The sequence below is a fragment of the Haladaptatus caseinilyticus genome, from assembly GCF_026248685.1.
Lineage (GTDB): Archaea > Halobacteriota > Halobacteria > Halobacteriales > Haladaptataceae > Haladaptatus > Haladaptatus caseinilyticus.
Genome location: NZ_CP111036.1, coordinates 253,271 through 271,873 on the forward strand (window position 1 = coordinate 253,271; position 18,603 = coordinate 271,873).

At 59.2% G+C, this 18,603-nt stretch carries 18 protein-coding genes; 8 read left to right on the plus strand and 10 right to left on the minus strand.

Annotated elements, in window-relative coordinates; translation table 11 throughout:
- The first annotated feature begins 547 nt into the window (after nucleotides 1-547).
- The 3 genes from OOF89_RS01440 (at nucleotide 548) to OOF89_RS01450 (ending at nucleotide 3,459) form a co-directional block, all read left to right on the plus strand.
- Nucleotides 548-2,149 (plus strand): alkaline phosphatase family protein, encoded by a 1,602-nt coding sequence (locus OOF89_RS01440; protein ID WP_266077836.1) that lies wholly within the window; start codon nucleotides 548-550, stop codon nucleotides 2,147-2,149.
- Nucleotides 2,146-3,162, plus strand: a complete 1,017-nt coding sequence (locus tag OOF89_RS01445) for a lipid II:glycine glycyltransferase FemX (protein ID WP_266077837.1) — start codon at nucleotides 2,146-2,148, stop codon at nucleotides 3,160-3,162. The genes OOF89_RS01440 and OOF89_RS01445 overlap by 4 nt, the downstream gene beginning before the upstream one ends.
- 111 nt (nucleotides 3,163-3,273) lie before the next feature.
- Nucleotides 3,274-3,459 (plus strand): hypothetical protein, encoded by a 186-nt coding sequence (locus OOF89_RS01450; protein ID WP_266077838.1) that lies wholly within the window; start codon nucleotides 3,274-3,276, stop codon nucleotides 3,457-3,459.
- Nucleotides 3,460-3,486: 27 nt separating this feature from the next.
- Here the strand turns inward: OOF89_RS01450 and OOF89_RS01455 are convergent, their stop codons facing one another.
- Together OOF89_RS01455 and OOF89_RS01460 are read right to left on the minus strand one after the other, a co-directional pair.
- Nucleotides 3,487-4,068, minus strand: coding sequence for a metal-dependent hydrolase (locus OOF89_RS01455; protein WP_266077839.1), 582 nt, complete (start codon nucleotides 4,066-4,068; stop codon nucleotides 3,487-3,489).
- Entirely contained in the window at nucleotides 4,068-5,102 is a 1,035-nt protein-coding gene (locus tag OOF89_RS01460) for a DUF1616 domain-containing protein (RefSeq protein WP_266077840.1), read from the minus strand. Before OOF89_RS01460 ends, OOF89_RS01455 begins: the two co-directional genes overlap by 1 nt.
- Before the next feature lie 297 nt (nucleotides 5,103-5,399).
- Here OOF89_RS01460 and OOF89_RS01465 point away from each other — a divergent pair, with 297 nt between their 5' ends.
- Both OOF89_RS01465 and OOF89_RS01470 read left to right on the plus strand, forming a co-directional pair.
- Entirely contained in the window at nucleotides 5,400-5,579 is a 180-nt protein-coding gene (locus OOF89_RS01465; RefSeq protein ID WP_456071284.1) for a DUF7556 family protein, read from the plus strand.
- A 42-nt stretch (nucleotides 5,580-5,621) separates the two neighbouring features.
- Nucleotides 5,622-5,822 (plus strand): XapX domain-containing protein, encoded by a 201-nt coding sequence (locus tag OOF89_RS01470; protein ID WP_266077842.1) that lies wholly within the window; start codon nucleotides 5,622-5,624, stop codon nucleotides 5,820-5,822.
- Nucleotides 5,823-6,161: 339 nt separating this feature from the next.
- On the opposite strand, the gene OOF89_RS01475 is transcribed toward OOF89_RS01470, so the two are convergent.
- From OOF89_RS01475 to OOF89_RS01495, 5 genes are all read right to left on the minus strand, one after another.
- Complete coding sequence (locus OOF89_RS01475; protein WP_266077843.1) at nucleotides 6,162-7,994, minus strand: FAD-binding protein; 1,833 nt, start codon at nucleotides 7,992-7,994, stop codon at nucleotides 6,162-6,164.
- Nucleotides 7,995-8,010: 16 nt separating this feature from the next.
- Nucleotides 8,011-8,889 (minus strand): succinate dehydrogenase/fumarate reductase iron-sulfur subunit, encoded by an 879-nt coding sequence (locus OOF89_RS01480; protein WP_266077844.1) that lies wholly within the window; start codon nucleotides 8,887-8,889, stop codon nucleotides 8,011-8,013.
- Nucleotides 8,890-9,255, minus strand: coding sequence for a succinate dehydrogenase (locus tag OOF89_RS01485; protein WP_266077845.1), 366 nt, complete (start codon nucleotides 9,253-9,255; stop codon nucleotides 8,890-8,892).
- Nucleotides 9,255-9,647 carry a succinate dehydrogenase, cytochrome b556 subunit gene (gene sdhC, locus OOF89_RS01490; RefSeq protein WP_266077846.1) on the minus strand — a complete coding sequence of 131 codons (393 nt, stop codon included), beginning with the start codon at nucleotides 9,645-9,647 and terminating at the stop codon, nucleotides 9,255-9,257. The genes OOF89_RS01485 and sdhC overlap by 1 nt, the downstream gene beginning before the upstream one ends.
- Nucleotides 9,648-9,893: 246 nt before the next feature.
- Nucleotides 9,894-10,970: a succinylglutamate desuccinylase/aspartoacylase family protein gene (locus OOF89_RS01495; RefSeq protein ID WP_266077847.1), complete on the minus strand. Its 1,077-nt coding sequence runs from the start codon at nucleotides 10,968-10,970 to the stop codon at nucleotides 9,894-9,896.
- A gap of 182 nt (nucleotides 10,971-11,152) precedes the next feature.
- Here OOF89_RS01495 and OOF89_RS01500 point away from each other — a divergent pair, with 182 nt between their 5' ends.
- Together OOF89_RS01500 and OOF89_RS01505 are read left to right on the plus strand one after the other, a co-directional pair.
- A complete protein-coding gene (locus OOF89_RS01500; protein ID WP_266077848.1) occupies nucleotides 11,153-12,511 on the plus strand; it encodes an ATP-grasp domain-containing protein in 1,359 nt (452 codons plus the stop codon).
- Nucleotides 12,512-12,586: 75 nt separating this feature from the next.
- On the plus strand, nucleotides 12,587-13,177 hold the full coding sequence (locus OOF89_RS01505; protein WP_266077849.1) for a DNA-3-methyladenine glycosylase family protein: 591 nt from the start codon (nucleotides 12,587-12,589) through the stop codon (nucleotides 13,175-13,177).
- Nucleotides 13,178-13,253: 76 nt separating this feature from the next.
- Here the strand turns inward: OOF89_RS01505 and OOF89_RS01510 are convergent, their stop codons facing one another.
- From OOF89_RS01510 to OOF89_RS01520, 3 genes are all read right to left on the minus strand, one after another.
- Complete coding sequence (locus OOF89_RS01510; RefSeq protein ID WP_266077850.1) at nucleotides 13,254-14,600, minus strand: S8 family peptidase; 1,347 nt, start codon at nucleotides 14,598-14,600, stop codon at nucleotides 13,254-13,256.
- A 242-nt stretch (nucleotides 14,601-14,842) separates the two neighbouring features.
- Nucleotides 14,843-15,208, minus strand: a complete 366-nt coding sequence (locus OOF89_RS01515) for a DUF7344 domain-containing protein (protein ID WP_266077851.1) — start codon at nucleotides 15,206-15,208, stop codon at nucleotides 14,843-14,845.
- 70 nt (nucleotides 15,209-15,278) lie between these two features.
- Nucleotides 15,279-16,433, minus strand: a complete 1,155-nt coding sequence (locus OOF89_RS01520) for an acyl-CoA dehydrogenase family protein (protein ID WP_266077852.1) — start codon at nucleotides 16,431-16,433, stop codon at nucleotides 15,279-15,281.
- Between the two features lie 115 nt (nucleotides 16,434-16,548).
- On the opposite strand from OOF89_RS01520, the gene OOF89_RS01525 reads away from it, so the two are divergent.
- Nucleotides 16,549-18,513, plus strand: a complete 1,965-nt coding sequence (locus tag OOF89_RS01525; protein ID WP_266077853.1) for a 3-hydroxyacyl-CoA dehydrogenase/enoyl-CoA hydratase family protein — start codon at nucleotides 16,549-16,551, stop codon at nucleotides 18,511-18,513.
- Nucleotides 18,514-18,603: the final 90 nt, after the last annotated feature.

Sequence of the window (18,603 nt, forward strand, 5' to 3'; positions counted from 1 at the left end):
AGATTCCGATTCCAACTCAATGCAAAAGGAAGAATTTAAAAGTAGAACGTAGAGAATCCGAACGCGAGTAACGTCGGAATATCGTTCGGAAATGGCGGCTTACTCCTCGGTTGGCCCTTTCTTACTCGATAATTCGTGAGAAAATTGCGTCGGGAGGCGTGACGTACGGCCGTGTCCAAGGCCGCAGCAGAGGACCGGACGGACGGTTCTCCGAAACTACTTCCAGTCCGTCCCGCTACGCATCATCTAGGACTCAATGTTATATTTCTAATTTATATAAGTATCGATTTTTCCTCGGAGAATCAATGCCGAGGATAACTCACGGATACCCACAAACGGGCGCCCATGCGATTGATGTGTGTTCGGGAACCCCCTGACGAATCGAGCGAACGTCCGCGAGTGACCGACTGGTAGTGTGCTCTCGAACCATCCGCCTCGTGTTCACCCCGGCGTTCGAGTATCGATAGTACGACCGGTCTACCTCGATAGAAACCCACGCATAACAAAGGACGCAGGTGGATTTTTCGCTGACAGCATGGACTGTCAGATGCAGACGCTCCTCGTCGGAATCGACGCCGGGTGTCGCTCCGTCCTCGACCCACTGTTCGAGGACGACGAGCTTCCCCACCTGGAGTCTATTTTTGCCGAGGGGTCATCCGGGCCGCTGGAATCACAGATTCCACCGTGGACACCCAGTGCGTGGCCCTCGCTGTACACCGGCGTCAATCCCGGTAAACACGGTGTCTTTGGCTTTCTCGACTTCGACGGTTACGACTGGGACGTCGTAAACGCGAGTCGAGTCCGTGAACACACGATCTGGGAACTCTTGGACCAACACGGCTATTCGAGTGTCGTCGTCAACGCTCCCGTAACACACCCACCGCGGCCGATCGACGGGGCGGTACTCCCGGGATATACTGCGCCGGAGAATCCCCGCTGTCACCCGGAGGGATTGCTCGACGACGTACGACACGAAATCGGCGGCTATCGAGTGTATGCCCCGCGGAACCTATCCGAGAGCGAATCCATCGAGTGGTATCGACGACTCACGCGTATGCGGGGTGAAGCCTTTCGGTATCTCGCAGGACGCTTCGACCCGGACTTCGGGTTCGTCCAGTTCCAGAGCACGGACACGGTGTTCCACGAACATCCGGGTGACGAGGATATCATCCGTTCCGTTTACCGGGCGGTCGATGAACAGGTCGGCGCGATTCTGCGTGACTGTGACCCCGAGACCGTCATCGTCGCTAGCGACCACGGAATCGGCGAATACAACGGCTATGAATTCCGTGTCAACGATTTCCTTCGGGACGAAGGCTACGTGAAAACGGTGCGCGGCGGCGAGGGAATGCCTTCGTGGTCAACCATCGCAGGGAACCAGCTCCAACGTGGTGAAGAGAGTTCACCCCGACAGCAGGGCGTGGCGGAGCGTGGCCTCGCTCTCGCCGCGAAAGTCGGAATCACGAGCCAACGAATCGGTGACATCCTCTCCCGCGCGGGTCTGGAGGAGTTCGTCGCAAAGCGTGTTCCGGAGGATTTCATCCGGGCCGCAACCGAGCAGGTCGACTTCCCGAACTCGGTCGCTTATATGCGAGACAGGATCGAATGCGGAGTCCGAATCAACCTCGAAGGACGTGACCCCGAAGGGGTCGTTTCGCCCGAGGAGTACGACGAGGTTCGGTCGGAACTCGTCGAGAAGTTACAGGCCGCTCGAACCCCCGACGGCCGTCCCGTCTTCGACACGGTTGCGCCGCGTGAGGCGTTTTTCGACGGGCCGTACAGCGACGACGCGGTCGACGTGGTCTGTGTTCCCACAGACTTCGACCAGTTCCTCTCCGCACAGCTGCGCGGCCGACAGTTCGGTGCGCCACGGGAACCGTGGAATCACAAGCTAAACGGGATTTTCGCGGCCGCAGGGTCGGGCATCGATGTCGAGGCGGACTGCGCGGATGCCCACCTCTTCGACGTGGCACCGACGATTTTGGCGACCCTCGGCGTCCCCGCAAGTGACCGAATGGATGGATCCGTCCTTCCGGTCGTAGATTCGGCAGGCGAGCAGAGCTACCCCGCGTACGAAGCGGGCGAAACGGTCGAAACCGACGACGAGTGCGTGGAAGCGCGACTCGCGGACCTCGGATATCTCGAATGAGTGTAACCATCGAAAAAAACGGCATCAGAGTAGAGCGCGCGAACGATTTGGACCGCTGGAACGATTACGTCGAGCGGTCGCCACACGGCGACGTGTTTCACCGACTGGATGCCCTCAGGGTACAGGCGGAGCACACCGGCGCGACCCTTCATCCACTCGTCGGCTACAAGGGACAGGAACCGGTCGGCCTATTTCCCGCATTCACGATTTCGAAGGGTGGGGTAACGACCGCCTTCTCCCCGCCGCCGAACCTCTGGCTACCACACCTCGGACCGGTCCTGTTGAACATGGAGAAGCTGAAACGACGAAAGGCGGAACGTAGACACCGCCGATTCATCGACGGCTGTCTCGACTGGCTGGACAGCCAGTACGGTCCGAAGTACGTCCACGTCCGAACCGGCGGGCGGTACGAAGACATTCGACCGTTCGAATGGAACGAGTTCGAGGTACTCCCACGACACACCTACGAGGTCGACCTTACACCGGGCGAGGAGAACGTGCTGTCGAGTTTCAGTAGCGATGCCAGAAGCAACACTCGAACCGACGAGGATCGGTACGACATCCGCGTGGGCGGCGTACAGGCCATCCGACGAATCATCCGCCAGGTCAAAGCTCGGCACAACGAACAGGACGAACCGTACCGACTCTCGGGCGATTTCGTCGCCGACCTCTACCAGAGCCTCCCTGACGGTGCGGTACGGCCTTACGTCTGTGACGTCGATGGCGAGTTCGCGGGCGGAATGATAGCGCTAGCGGACGACGAACGGATCTACCGCTGGCAAGGCGGCGCGAAACACGACCACGACGTTCCGATCAACGACCTCGTAGATTGGGCCATCATGCGCGATGCGATGGACGAGGGAATCCCCCGCTACGACCTCGTCGGCGCGAACGAACGCCGACTCTGTGGCTACAAGGCGAAGTTCAATCCCGAACTCGTGCGCTACTATAGCTTGGAGCGCGGGACACGAATGATGAACCTGCTGACGGACGTATACAAGCGGTTCCGATAACCGGTTGAACGACCGTTTCGGTTCGCCGACATTCCTTTTATCCATCACACTCGGTACGGACGACTAGTTCGACACCGCCGGGATACTCCGGTACTCGCCGCTAGCTGCGTCATGTCTGGCGGTCAGATCGGGGTTTTTGTCGTCGGCTTCGTTCTCCCCGTTCTCGGGTTGACAAGCAGTGGCCCACAGGACAAAACGGGACGCTCGATAATAGCGAACTGCTCCGCCTGTGGGGAACGGACCGACCGCAACGAAGGCGTTCGTCGATACGACGATGCAACGTTTTCGAACGAATAACGAGCCGTTTGCTTCGGATACTAGTTATTATCGTCCGATTACAGGCACGTGACGGGTGATCTTTCGCGGGATGCCCGGCATCCCGTCGAGCAACCACAGGAAAAAGACGCCGAGCAGAAGACCGAGTTCGAGGCCGAGATAGCTCTGTATTTCGGGGTCGTTCAAATACGTCAGATAGTTCTCGAAGTACTTCCGGAAGCGAGCGACGAATCCGAACGTCGATCTGTCGGGAGGAATCGAAACGAGGGGCCACAACAAAAAGCCGAAAGACGTCTCCTTGCCGACCGCAACCGGGTAAATCACGTCACCAGCGAGGTGTGAGAGGTAACCGATGGTGAACGCGACGCCGATGTCGGTCCGGCGTGCGCGATGGGCGAGGACCAGCGCGACCGCCGACAGCGGCAACGCGGTCAGAAGCGAATGCGCCAGCGAATGTCCGCTCGGGAGGATGGAAAGCGTCCACGCGAGCGGTTTGTCGACGAGGTCGGGCAGTTGTGTCGCGACACCGAGGACGACTACCGCATCGCTTCGCGGCGGCCTTCCGTTTCGAAGGCGGCTGTATGCCGAGAAGGTCAGATAGCCGAACGCGAGGTGTTCCCACGGCCACATTATGCTGAGCCGTTCGTTCCGACGGTTGTCCAGAAATATGCATGCTCGTCGGCGGTGTCGATACTCGGATCGGCCGGTGGGTCACCCTTATAGAGGAGATACGTGACACGGAGGTTTTCACCGGCCATCGTCGGCGCTATCTCGTGCCGAGTTCGCCACGAACCCCCCGCAGGAACGCGGTGTTCGAATCGTTCCTGTTGCCGTTGTTCGACGATACGGGCACTTCCATCCGGTCGCTGTTCGACACGCTGCAGCAAGACGACGACGGTGTATTCGACTCGTTCACCCTCCCGGTTCGTCACCGAGACGTACACCGGTTTCGTTTCGCCCGGCGTGAACGATTCGGGATAGTTCTCGGCAGCGAACTCCCCGTCGTCCGTCTTCGTGAGCAGGGATAGTTGGGAAAACTCCTCACCGTCCTGCGGTGCGGCGAAGGCGTATCCCACAGCTGAAATCGCGACGACGACGGACAGCGCGAGAAGGATGTTCAACACGACATCGAACCCAGTCTCGGTGTCGAAGAGGGCACCGGACAGTCTGGAGAAGCCACCCCGAATCGAGACGGAAAACCGATCGTCAGCAGGGACCTTGAATCGACGAATCACCGCAAAAAGGCCAATAACGAGCGTAAATCCGACGACAACCGTGATGACGGTGATCGGTTCGAACGAAAGGTCGGGGTGCGAGAACGTCAGCCCGAACAGTGGGAGGAGACTGAGGCTGACTCCAAACGAGAGGGCCATTCGTTCGGTACACGAGATTCCTTCACGTCGAATATGATCGGGCCGACTCCAGTCCGACGTGCGCGGTGGTCCTTCTCCCGGAAACAAGAGCGAAACGACAGCATACCCCGGTGCGAACAGTGCGAGGGGGAGGCCCAAAACGACTGCGAGTGGGGTCTCACGAACCACCGGTTGGAGGAGCGCGAAGGCGGCCAATCCGACCGCGATTCCGAGTCCCGCGAGGTCGAGGGGAAACTCGAGTACCGGTCGTGTGAGTTTCGACCACCACGACTCGTTTGTCCCGTGGCTCATATCGGCCTCGAGTCGGTGTCGATCTTCGCGCGATGCTGTCTCGTCGTCGGTTCTCCAGACACCATGAAATCAGTCCGTGACTGGCGTATTCTCGGATGGTACTTTGTTATCCTGCGCGTACTCCTTCATCGATCGTTTGCGCAGCATTCTTCGTTTCGTTGAATCGGTCGATGGGCGGAGAAACACGGCGTCAATCAAACACTGTCACGTGGAAGGGAGGTCATAACAAAGGGGGATCCTGCTCGATAGTCGATTAGCTTGCCCGCCGAAGGTCGAGTCGAACTACGGTGATCTACTCTGAACTGGACACGCTCAGCCGACGATTTCGAAGCACAGGCCCCCGACGATGACGTCATGTTCGCCGTCGACGAGGACGATGACGGTGACGAACTCGCAGTCATCGCGGACGTGACCCGCGACGACGCGTGGATTTCCATGCCGCTTTCGGAATCGCGGACGATCTCTCAGTGTCGGTGACTCCGAACTACTTTTCACGCTTCTATTCGCAGTGAACCCACGATGAACCTGACCATCACTGCGCTCGCACTCCTGACCGGAGTGATAACCGGCGGTCTGTTTCACTCGATCGGCGTTCCGATACCCGCTCCACCGAAGCTTCCCGGCATCATGGGCATCATCGGCATCTATCTCGGGTACAAGATCGTGGATACGATGGGATGGACGGTGAACCTCCTGACCAAGCTCGGAATCTCCGGATAGCGACTCGAACGGTGGACTTTCGTCCGGGGCCATTCGGTCGTCATCGGGACTGTAGCCGGGATGTGATGCCGAGAGTACTGTCGCTAGACGAAAGCCACGCCCGCATTCATCACTCGCGCTTCCAATCGCTCGCTCTTCGCTCGCCCGTTGTCCAGGCAAGGTGGCAAGGGCGCGCTGCGCCCTTGTCCCGCGATTTGATCGACCTGCTATCGTGATTCGAAAAGGAAGCGTCCACTTGACCTAATGTTCACGTCGAAGGCGTGTTTACCCCCGATATCGGCACTCACCTCTCAAAACCACAGTTACGTACTGGATCGAGACGAAAAGAACGCGCCGAGTTCAGTAGCTTCGGATCTTCGGTTCGTACTCCCCGTCTTCTCCTTCGAGGATGGTCGGCTTGAACCAGAGTTCCGGCGTGCCGTCTTCCCACGAGAGAAGCGTGTGTTTCAGCCACACGTCGTCCCTGCGCTCCTGGTTTTCCTGTCGCCAGTGGGCACCACGGAACTCGTCACGAACCAGCGCACCGAGGGTGATGGCCTCCGCGAGGTCGATGAGGTTGCGCATCTCGATCGTGTGGATGAGGTCGGTGTTGAACGTACGGGACGGGTCGTTGACATACACGTTTTCGTATTCCTCACGCACTTCACGGATGTCGCGCAGGGCCTGTTTGAGGCCCTCTTCGTTGCGGAAGACGTTGACGTTCGCCGTCATCGATTTCTGGAGTTTGGCGCGCAGTTCGGCCTGCTGGACGCCCTCGTCCCTTTCGAGGAGTCGTTCGACGCGAGCGCGCTCGGCCTCGAGCGCGGTTTCGACGGTCTGGGATGGTTGTGCCATCGTGGTCCCACCGTCGGCGACCGCGTCCTCCGGCGTGCCGACAGCGCCGGGTTCGACGGGAGTATCCAATTCGCCGATTTCGGTGTCCTCGGTCTTCCCGGTAGTGATTTCGGGAGTTCCGAGGTCCTTACCTGCTGCGTGTCGTCCCGCACGAGCACCGAAGACGATGAGTTCCGGCAACGCGTTCCCGCCGAGTCGGTTCGCACCGTGAACCGACACACAGGCACACTCACCCGCGGCGTAGAGCCCTGAAATGCAGGTTTCGCCGTTCTCGTCGGTTTCGATGCCTCCCATGGCGTAGTGCTGGCCGGGTTTGACGGGCATCGGTTCCTCGAGGGCGTTGACGCCCTCGAAGTCCTCCGCGAGGTGGAGGATGTTCTCGAGGCGGTCGATGATGCGCTCCTCGCCGAGATGGCGCATGTCGAGGTGAACGTACTCGTCGTTGATTCCTCGTCCGTTGTTCACTTCGGTCAGTTCGGCACGGGCCACTACGTCGCGGGATGCGAGTTCCCCCTCGTTGTTCGCGTAGCCGTGTTCGAACATGAACCGTTCTCCCTCGCTGTTGTAGAGTATGCCACCTTCCCCTCGCACACCCTCGGAGATGAGAACCCCCGTCGAGGGGAGCGTCGTCGGGTGGAACTGGATGAACTCCATATCCTCCAGGGGAACGCCAGCGCGGTAGGCCATCGCGGCACCGTCGCCGGTGTTCGCCACCGCGTTCGTCGTGTGGTCGAAGACCTGTCCGAGACCACCGGTCGTCAAGATGACGCCGTTTTTCGCGGTGAATCCTTCGATCTTGCCCGACTTGATGTCGTAGGCGATGACGCCGTGGCAATCGCGTTCCGCGGGGTCGTCCTGATTGGTAACGGCGAGACGGGTGACGTACCACTCGTCGTACACCTGAATGCCCCGTTTGACGACCTGCTCGTACATCGTGTGGAGCAGGTGGTGACCCGTCTCCGCACCCGCGTAGGTCGTTCGTGGGAACGAGAGTCCACCGAACGGTCGCTGGGAAACGCTTCCATCGTCCTCGCGCGAGAACGCCATCCCCCAGTGTTCGAGTTGAATGGTCTCTTTCGGACTGTCCTGACACAGCGTTTCGATTGCCGGGGCGTCGCCGAGATAGTCGGACCCCTTCATCGTGTCGTAGGCGTGGTCCTCCCACGAGTCGCCGTCTCGAATTGCCGCGTTGATACCACCTTCCGCCGCGCCGGTGTGGCTTCGAACGGGATGCAGTTTCGTGACGAGGGCAACGTCCGCGCCCTCCTCGTGGGCCGCGATGGCCGCACGAAGTCCCGCACCGCCAGCACCGACGACGATTACGTCGTGTTCGTACATTGTAGCTAAATTAGGGTTACCAGAACTTGAGGTTGTTCTTCACTGCCGACCGTTTGAGTTCCTGGATATGCTCGGTCAGCGGGATGTCCTTCGGACAGACGTTCGTACAGGAGAACTGGGTCTGACAGCGCCAGACGCCGTGTTCTTGGTCGAGGATTTCGAAGCGGTGTTCGCGCATATCCTCCCCTTCACGCTTGTCCATGGCGAACCGGAACGCCTTGTTCAGCGCCGCCGGTCCGAGATACTCGTTGTCCCCTGCTGCGATGTTACACGAAGACATACAGGCACCGCACCAGATACAGCGGGTGGACATCTTGATTTTCTCGCGGTTTTCGCGCGACTGATGCTGTTCCTGCAGTTCGTCGCTTGGAGCCTCGTTCGTCTGGAAGTACGGCTCGACCGCGTGCATCTGATCGTAGAAGTGCTCCATGTCCACGACGAGGTCCTTGACGACTTCGGCGTGTGGGAGCGGCTCGACGCGAACCGGCTCCTCCAAGTCCGAGATCTGGGTCTTACAACCCAGTCGCTGGGTGCCGTTGATGAACAACGCGTCACTGCCACAGATCGCCTGTCGGCAGGAGTGTCGGAACGTCAACGTCGTGTCGAAACGATCACGTGCCAACATGAGCGCGTCTAGAACGGTCATCCCCTTCGTGAAGGGGACGTGGAAGTCGTCGAAACGGGGTTCCATCTTCCCCTCGATTTCGGGGTCGTAGCGGAACACTTTGAGGTGAATCGACTCTTCGTCCGTCTCGGTCGTCTCCTGCGCCTCGGTGGTACCCTTCTGTCGGGCACGTTTTTCGGCCCGCCGTCGGTCACCGGGGGTCTCTGTGCGCTCCGTTTCGGTTTCGGTTTCGGTCTCGGATTCGGTTTTTTCGGGTACTTGCGTACTCATTTAAATCATCCCGTTCATGACGAGTGCGACGTAGGTTCCCTGTCCCGCGAGGAGGACGCCAGCGAGCACCAGCACCCACTTCACGGCGGTCTGCTGACTACCGGACAGCCCCTGGTTCACGAGGGCAGCGTAGACGCCGTTCACGCCGTGGAACGTCGCCGTGATGAGGAACAGCGTCATTGTGAGGAAGTAGCCCCACTGTGACATCCGTGCCCGCGTGCCCATGAATGTGACTTCGTACGCGTGGTGGTAGAAGTGGAGCATGAAAAAGTGGAACGCCAGTACCACGACGAGGAACGCCGCAGTAATTCGTTGGAGGAACCATGTCATGCTCCCGCTCTGGAACGACGAGTATCGTTCCGCCATCAGAACGCCCCCTCGAGGAAGGTCGGGACGCTCGCCAGCACGATGATCGCCGTCACTACGAGCGAGGCGTAGAAGCTCTTGTCCTGCGATTCGAGTCCCAGTCCGAGGTCGACGAAGAGCAGTCTGACGCCGTTGAGGATATGGAAGACAGCAACGGCGAGCAGACCGATTTCGCCAATTCGGACGAGAAGAAGCCCTTCGAGGCCTTGGATAGTGGACGTGTATGTTTCAGCACCTGCAGTGGCAGTGCTCAGAACGGCGATATGCGTGAACAGGTAGCCGATAAGCACCCACCCGGTGAATTTGTGGAAAATCCAGGCCCACATTCCGGCCGAAAATTCCCGCCATCGGCCGAAGTCCTCGACGAGGCCCCGGTTGTACGATTGACTCATTCCAGTCGGATGGTCGGTACCGGGGGCAAATAGAAGTTACTACCTGCCGCCGGTCTTGCCGGGAGAATGAACAGTTCGAGAACAATAATGTAACCAACGAATTTCCCGCCGATTTCTCTGTTTTCCGCGCAGTCGATTCGAAGGCTAGGAGACGAAAAGAGAGGTCACAACTGGGGAGTTCTGCTACCGGCACGATTACTCCCGTCGTTCTTCGACAAAGAAATCGGTATGGTGAGCCCTGTCGCACTACTGATCCGTCGGTTCCGGCGTCCCGACGTATCCCGGTGGCTGAACGTCCCCTTCGGTTTCCGCGTGCGCTCGGTCACGCTTCAGTGCCCGTCGGGTATCCGCGTTCAGTTCGACGATGTGGCAAAGCGGGTTGCCGGGATACACGACCGGGTTCTCGAGGACACCGACGAGGAGACCAGTGAAGGGCGCTTCGACGTGTTCGTTTTCGGTTTTGAACGGGTTCGTGATGGTACAGATCGGCGTCCCCTCGTAGACGAGCGACCCCCGGTCGTAGTGCATCTCCACGAGACCACCCGCGTCCGCGCGGAGCCACGTCTTTTCCTTCTCGTCGTCGATGACCGTCCGCCAGCCGGGCCACTTCACCGGGTCGTCGGGGTGGATGTTGTACTCCGCAAAGACGCTCATCACGCCTTCGAGCGCACGGTCGATGAAGTGGCGCTGGAACCGGTGTGCCTCGCCCATCTCGATGGTGATTGTCGGCGCACCGGCCTCGGAGGCCTCCCGTCGGAGCGTGCCGGACGGGCCGCTGGAGGAGATGATGACGTTCGAACCGAACGCACGAGCGAGGCGAGCGACCTCCGGGTTTTCCATGTCGGCGCGGACGTGGAGCATGTTCGTCCGTCCACGGGTGGAGGTGTGAAAGTCGATTCCGAGGTCACACGGTTCGAGGAAGTTGCGATAAATCTGGTCGGCCATCCGTTTCGCACTGGTCGAATCTTCCCGTCCCGGGAACGAGCGGTTCAAGTCACGGTCGTAGATGGGGAGGTATCTCTGTTGAGCGAGAAACCCGGGAACGTTCAGGACGGGGAGACAGACGATGGTTCCGTGGAGGTCGTCGTGATTCCAATCGTGTGCGACTTCGCGAACGACCTCGATTCCGTTGAGTTCGTCGCCGTGGGCCGCCGCCGAGAGAAAGACCGTTGGTCCGGGATGCTCACCGTTGATTATCGTCACCGGAATGCGTACCGGGTCGCCGAGATACGTCTCACTGATTCCGTACCGGATGTTCTGTGTCTCGCCCGGCTCTACGATACCACCGTTGTAGGTAAACGCGTCCGACTCCGTCCCGGTCATGCCTGTCTCTCGGAATCGGGTACGTAAAAAGGTGATAGGTATCCATAGATGAAACGTGGTCTCCCCGTTGACGGTCGGGATCCGATTCGGTTTTTGGTGATTGATATTTTCACGTTCGAGCCACGATTCCGCTTCAACGCAACTGGAAACGTTTTAAGACCCGAGAAACGAAATGTACTGTAATGGCTTCTGACGGCTCACCTGTTCGCGTTGGGGTACTCAGTTTACATAACAGCAAGGAAACGAAGGCGATCTGCAACGCTGTCGAAGACCTTGGCCACGAGCCCGAATGGCTTCGCCACGAGAACACGGCAGTGGGGATTCGGGGCGGGGAGGTCACGCTTGAACCGGACATCGACATCGTCGCGAACCGTCTCCTCCTATCGAACACGGAGCAACCCTCGGAGGCGCTCGGCTTAGCGAATATCTACGATTCCCTCGTCCCAGTTCTCAATCGACCGTGTGCAGTGATGACGGCGATTCACAAGTTTTCGACAGCGTCGAGGCTCGCCGACGCGGGTATCGCCGTTCCGGACGCGCTCCTCGCACTCAACCCGGACCGACTGAACGACGGTCGTCCCGATTTCGGTGAGGAAGCGGTGTACAAAACGGCCATCGGAACCCATGGGGGCGGAACGTGGAAGGTCGGTGCGGACGAGATGGTCAACCCGCGAGTGGGTGAACGACAGGCGTTCCTCCAGAAACTCGTCGAACGGGATGGGGAGCGACACCGCGACCTCCGCGTCTACGTCGTCGGAGACCAGATCGTTGGCGCGATGAATCGCTACGCTCCCGAAAACGACTGGCGCACGAACGTCGCGCTGGGCGGCGACGTCGAAGACATGACCCACGAACTGCCGGACGAGGTCGTCGATATCGCTCGACGTGCGACCGAGGTTATCGGTCTCGACTACGCCGGTGTTGACCTCATCGAGGGATCCGAAGGCTGGTACGTGCTGGAAGTAAACCCGACCGCGGGCTTCAAGGGGCTGTACAAAGCCACGGGACGGAGCGCCGCCCCGTACATCGCGAAGACCGCAATCGAGGCTGCGGGCGGCGAGGTGGATCGCGACCGGGTCAACGAACTGTCGGCAACGCTTGATGATTCGGTGCCGTCGTGCAAGCCCGTCAGTACCAGTCCCGACCCGACGGAAACCATCGTTATCGGTTACACCGAGGACGTGCTCGTGAGCGGAACGAGCGGTTCCGAAACCATCGTCGCGAAATCCGACACCGGGGCAACCCGGACGAGCATCGACACGAAACTCGCGGCAAAGATCGGAGCAGGGCCGATAAAGAGCATGACGCGGGTAAAATCCGGAAGCCGAAAATCCAGCAAGTCGCGCCCCGTCGTGGACGTCGTCATCGGCGTCGGTGGCAACCGTCACACCGTGACTGCAAGTATCGAAGACCGGAGTCACATGGATTACCCCGTCCTCCTGGGGCGAGACATCCTCAAACATTATCAGGTGGACGTCCGTCGTCGCGTCGATGGCGACGACGAAGTCGAGATGGAAGAGGAAGAAGAGACACAGGAGTAACGGCGTCGAAAACGCAACACCTTTTCTCGATTCGTCCCTATCGACGATTGACCGCGGTTTTCGATGTCATCAGCCATGAACGACGATGCCCTGTCCACGCTTCGAACCGACCCGATAATGGCGGATTTGCTCGAGAGACACGATCCGTACACCGAACGGAACTGGAGCGAATACGAGCGGCTCTGTATCTCCATCATCAACCAACAACTCTCGACGGCGAGCGCGAACGCTGTCCGAGAACGGGTATTCGACCTACTCGACCACGAGGTGACGCCGAAAACCGTGCTGGATGCGAGCGAGGAGAAACTCAGGGAGGCGGGCCTTTCACGCACGAAGGTCGAATACATCAAGAACGCTGCACGCGCCTTCCAACGCGACGATTACACGAAGTCCGGGCTCGCCGACTGCTCCGACGAGGAGGTCATCGACCGACTGACCGAAATCAAAGGGATCGGCGATTGGACCGCACGGATGTATCTGTTGTTCGTCCTCGAACGGGGGGACGTCCTTCCGCTGGGTGACCTCGCGGTTCGGCGCGGTATCGAACAGCTATACAACGAGGGCGAGGAGCTGACTCGCGCGGAGATGCGCGAAATCGCCGAGGCGTGGCGTCCGTATCGTTCGGTAGCGACCCGCTACATCTGGGCCGAGTACGAGTCCAACTGAGTATCGAGCGAGGTCGTCGGGTCCGACCACCAAGAATCGAGTTGTTTGACCGACGTTCGACTGGCCGATCGAACGGTCAGTTTCCGATTTTGGTCTCGACCGCGGCATGGGTGTCGAGATGGCCTTCACCGCTGTACGTCGGTTGCCCAACGTCCTCGGCGGTCGCTTCGAGGTGATTACGGATTTGTGCGGGTGTGGCGTCCGGGTTGACACTCTTGACCAGTGCAGCAGTCGCCGATACCTGCGGCGCAGCCATGCTCGTTCCGGCTTTCCAGCCGTAGTTCGGGACTAACGATTCATCCCCGAAGTCGAAGACGGTGCTGAGAACGAGGTCGTACTGCCAATTTTCGTCATCCGAGGCGTTCTGGTCGTAGTTGCCGCCGGGGGCGCTGATGTCGATAGCTTCGGATCCGTAGTTCGTGTACGGTGCGGGCGTCGTGGTTGGTTGGTCGATGTGGTTGAACGCCGCGTGGTAGTTCCGAATGAACTTGCCGTTACCCGGGTCGTTCCAGCGGTAGCCGATCGGGCCGGTCGCGCTGATGCTCATGACGTTGTCCGCCTCGTTCGGGAGGCTGATAACGTCGCCATCGGTGTCGAGGTTCACGCCGTCGTTGCCTGCCGCCGCGATCATGAGCGTGCCTTGGTCGTTAGCGTAGTCGGTTGCGCGTTCGATGGTGTCCCGGAGCAAGGCAGTATCGGCGTCCATGGGAAGCGGGTAGGCACCCAAGCTCATATTAGCCACGTCGGATTCGATGTCCGCGCTGAACACCATCGCCGCGATGATGTCACCGAACGTCGCGAACGGCCCAGTAAACACCCGAAGCGCGACGAGGTCGGTTCCGGGTGCGGTGCCGACGATTCCGGTTCCGTTCGTGTCGTCCCCTGCGATGATACCGGAGACGTGGGTGCCGTGGTCGCTGATAATCGGGTTGTAGTCGCCTCCGTCGCCCGTGAAGTTCTTCGAGAGGTCGGTGTTGAGGACGCCAGCGAGGTCCGGGTGTGTTTCCAAGGCTCCGGAGTCGATGACCGAGACGCGAGTACCCTCACCGCGCGTGGTGCCGTGAACGTCGGAAATCCTCTGCGCTTGCTTGTCCCACTGAAGTTGCGAAAGCTTGTGTGGCCCGGGTTCGTCGCCGTCGCCGTTGTTCTCGATTTCCGCTTGGTCGAGTTCCATCTCGACGTCTTTGGAGTAGCGCGTGCCGCTCACCTGACTTTCCTCCCCTTCAACCACTGCGATGTCGATTTGGTCGAGATGGTGGACGACGGTGAGCCCGGAAAGTACGTCGTCCGAGGCGTCCGCAAGGTCGATAATATATCTGTTCTCGGTCGAACTCGCGGAAACCGACTGCGTCGTCAGTGCAAGGCCGCTCAGTGCTACTCCCGCGGATTTGAGAAAAGAGCGTCGCGTGTGATCGATTGGCATTCATCATTTCCAAAAAATCGTAAATAGGTAATGTTATCGAAGGCAGAGAAATATTCCTCCATCGATATAGCACAATTCCAAAAATGGTGGAAATTTATTTCCACGCTGTATCCTATTCGCTTCGATATTGTGTACTTTAAAAGGAAAATCGATGGGGTGAGACGATGGGGATCGGACGACAGGATGAGAAATCGGCAGCGGGTGCAGGATATGTGAGTCGGGAACGAAACGGTGTGTGAGCGTTACCGTGGACGTTCTATCTCGCCCGCCAAGTCGAGATACTGGTCGAATGGAATATCCGACTCGCCACATCGAATCTCGTCGCCGCTGCGTTCGACGACGCCGACTTCCTCCATCTTCGGCAGATGTTTGTGGTGTAGTTCGGCCAGGATGTATTTTTCGTCGGACGTATCCATGTCCGAGTCCCAACCCGTGAGTTGCCGGGCCAGTTCCCCGATCGTCACCGCATCGTCCTGCCGCCGAAGATAGTATAATGCATAGCGGCGTCGATGGTCGGCGAGAACTTCCATGAGGGCGTCGAGGTCGTCTGACCCAAGGCCGTTCGATTCCGCACCCATTTTCGGTACGTCTGGCGAGTCAGAGCTCATTGTCTGTGTACTGGGCACATACCGCAAAAAGAGCAGTGCCTAAGTGATTAGGTTCCGATAACGGATCGGATCAGAACCCTTTGCCGAGAAGTTCGCGTGCGATGATGTTCTTCTGGATTTCGGTGGTTCCTTCGTAAATCTGCGTGATCTTTGCGTCACGGTAGAACCGCTCCGCGTCGAAGTCGTTGACGTAGCCCGCTCCACCGTGAATCTGTACCGCTTCGTCGGCGCATTCGACCGCGATTCGGGAGGAGAACTCCTTGGCCATCGACGCGAGCTGTGTGAGTTGACCGCCCTCGTTCGCCACGCTCCACGCGGATTTGTAGGTAAGGTTGCGTGCAGCCTCCGTTTTCGTGTGCATGTCGGCGAGTTTGTGCTGAATCGCTTGAAAATCACTGATGGAGCGACCGAACTGCTCACGCTCTTCGGCGTAGGAGAGCGCCTGTTCACAGGCTCCCTTTGCGATACCGACTCCCTGTGCGGCGACTGCGGTTCGGGTTTCGTCGAAGAACTGCATAAGCTGGAGGAAGCCCATACCGCGTGTTCCGACGAGGTTCTCCTCGGGAACGCGTACGTCGTCGAAGATGAGTTCAGCGGTGTCACTCGCGCGAATCCCGAGTTTACCCGTGATCTTGTCGGCCTCGAATCCGTCGCGGTCCGCTTCCACGATGATTTGGGAGAAGCCGGAGTAGCGGTCTTCGGCCTCTGGGTCGGTCTTGCACATCACGACGAAGAAGTCGCCGATGGAACCGTTCGTGATCCACATCTTGTTGCCGTTGATAACCCACTCGTCGCCGTCCTTCTCTGCGGAGGTGGAGACGGACGACACGTCGGAACCGGTGTCGGGTTCGCTGATGGCAGTTCCCATGACGGCCTCCCCTTCCGCGACCGGGGTGAGGTACTCCTCTTTCTGTTCTTCCGTTCCGAACTCGCGGATGGCGTCCCCACCGAAGGCGGTGCTGGTAATACAGAGGCCGATACCTGCATCGACGGCGAACAGTTCTTCGACGATGATCGCGACTTCGAGCGGCGAGTATCCCGCGCCACCGTACTCGATCGGAATGTTCGCTCCGGTCAGACCCATCTCAGCCGCTTTGTCGATGATTTCCCACGGGTATTTTTCTTCCTGATCGTACTCTTTGGCGATCGGTGCGACTTCGTTCTCCGCGAACCGTCGCACTTCGTCTCGAATCGCCTGCTGTTCTTTTGTCAGTTCGAAGTCCATGGCAACGAATTACGGGGCCACGGATAAATCGTTTTGTAACCGGATATGAACTCATGGTCAGTTTATTCATTCAGAGAGAGAAACGTTGAAACACCCTCATGTTGAGGGTTTGTACATGGAGCTCGAAGATATCAACACCGTCGCGGTTCTCGGTGCCGGAAACATGGGCCACGGAATAGCGGAAGTCGCCGCACTCGCAGGGTACGACGTCTACCTGCGCGACATCAAAGAAGAGTTCGTCCAGAACGGCTACGACCAAATCGAGTGGAGTCTCGGTAAACTCGCCGAGAAAGACCAGCTTAGTGAGGCCGACGCCGACGCCGCACTCGACCGTGTGACGCCGATCGTGGACTTCGAAGAGGCCGTCTCGGACGCGGACTTCGTTATCGAGGCCGTCCCGGAGAAGATGGATATAAAGAAAGACGTGTACTCGGAACTCGAAGAGTACGCGCCCGATCGAGCGATTTTCGCCACAAATACGTCCAGCCTCTCGATTACCGAACTCTCCGAAGTGACGAACCGCCCCGAACAGTTCTGTGGCATGCACTTTTTCAACCCGCCGGTTCGGATGCAGTTGGTGGAAGTCATCACGGGTGCATACACGAACGAAACCGTCCTCGATCTCACCGAGGAGTTGGCCGAGGAGATGGGCAAAACACCAGTGCGCGTTCGCAAGGATAGTCCCGGTTTCATCGTCAACCGCGTGCTCGTTCCCTTGATGAACGAAGCGGCATGGATGGTCGAATCCGGCGACGCGACCATCGAGGAAGTCGATAGTGCGACGAAGTTCGACATCGGCCTGCCGATGGGAAGCTTCGAACTCGCCGATCAGGTGGGAATCGATGTCGGCTATCACGTCCTCGAATACATGCACGAGGTGCTCGGTGACGCGTACGAACCGTGCCCACTCCTCGCGGAGAAAGTCGAGGAGGGGAACCTCGGCAAGAAGACCGGTAACGGGTTCTACGATTACGAAGACGGCGGCGCAGATGTACCGACCGATGCCGGGAGCGAAGCGGTCGTCCATCGATTGCAGGCCGTGATGGCCAACGAGGTTGCGAAACTCGTCGGCAATGAAGTCGCGCCAGCGGATGAAATCGACGAAGCAGTAATGCTCGGCGCTGGCTTCCCCGAAGGTCCCGCCCGGATGGCGGACGACGCCGGGCTGAACGTGTTGCTCGAAACCCTGGAAGACCTCCACGAGAAGACGGGTGCGGAACGCTACGAACCGGCGGAGTACCTCCGGGAACGTGCTGACGTTGGGTTCTACGAGGGGAGCGGGGAGGACAGCGTCGAGTTCGAAACCGTTCGGATCGAAAAGCCCGGTGACATGGTGGGCAACATCGTCATCGACCGTCCCCACCGGATGAACACCATCAGCGCGCAACTGCTGGACGAACTTTCAGTCGCCATCGACCGGGTCGTCGAGGACGACGAGGTGCGCGCCATCCTGATTACCGGCGAGGGTGACAAGGCGTTCTCCGCGGGTGCGGACGTACAAAGCATGGCCGCGGGCGGTGGCGATCCGATTCAGGGAGTCGATCTCTCGCGCAAAGGTCAGGAGACGTTCGGCAAACTCGAATCCTGCCCCATGCCGGTCGTCGCCGGAATCGACGGCTACTGTCTCGGCGGCGGGATGGAACTGGCGACCTGTGCCGACCTTCGCATCGCAAGCGAACGGTCGGAACTCGGCCAGCCCGAACACAACCTCGGACTCATCCCCGGATGGGGAGGCACGCAACGCCTCCAGCACATCGTCGGGGAGGGTCGCGCGAAAGAGATCATCTTCACCGCGGAGCGATTCGACCCCGAAACGATGGCCGACTACGGTTTCGTAAACGAAGTCGTCCCGAACGACGAGTTCGACGACCGCGCGCTCGAACTCGCCAGCAGCCTCGCCGGTGGACCACCGATCGCACAGGAGTACACGAAACGTGCGATGCTCAAAGGCTGGGAGGACACCGACGCCGGTCTCGAAATCGAGGCGCAAGCGTTCGGCCACCTGATGAGCACGGATGACCTGATGGAAGGCATCACCGCCTTCATGGGCAAACGCGACCCCGAATTCGAGGGCAAGTAACCGCCCCCATCTCGCCGTGAGTGGCACCGTGTACCGTGTGAAATCCGCCCGCTGTCGGTCGATAACGCAAGGTTTAAACTAGTCCGGCAG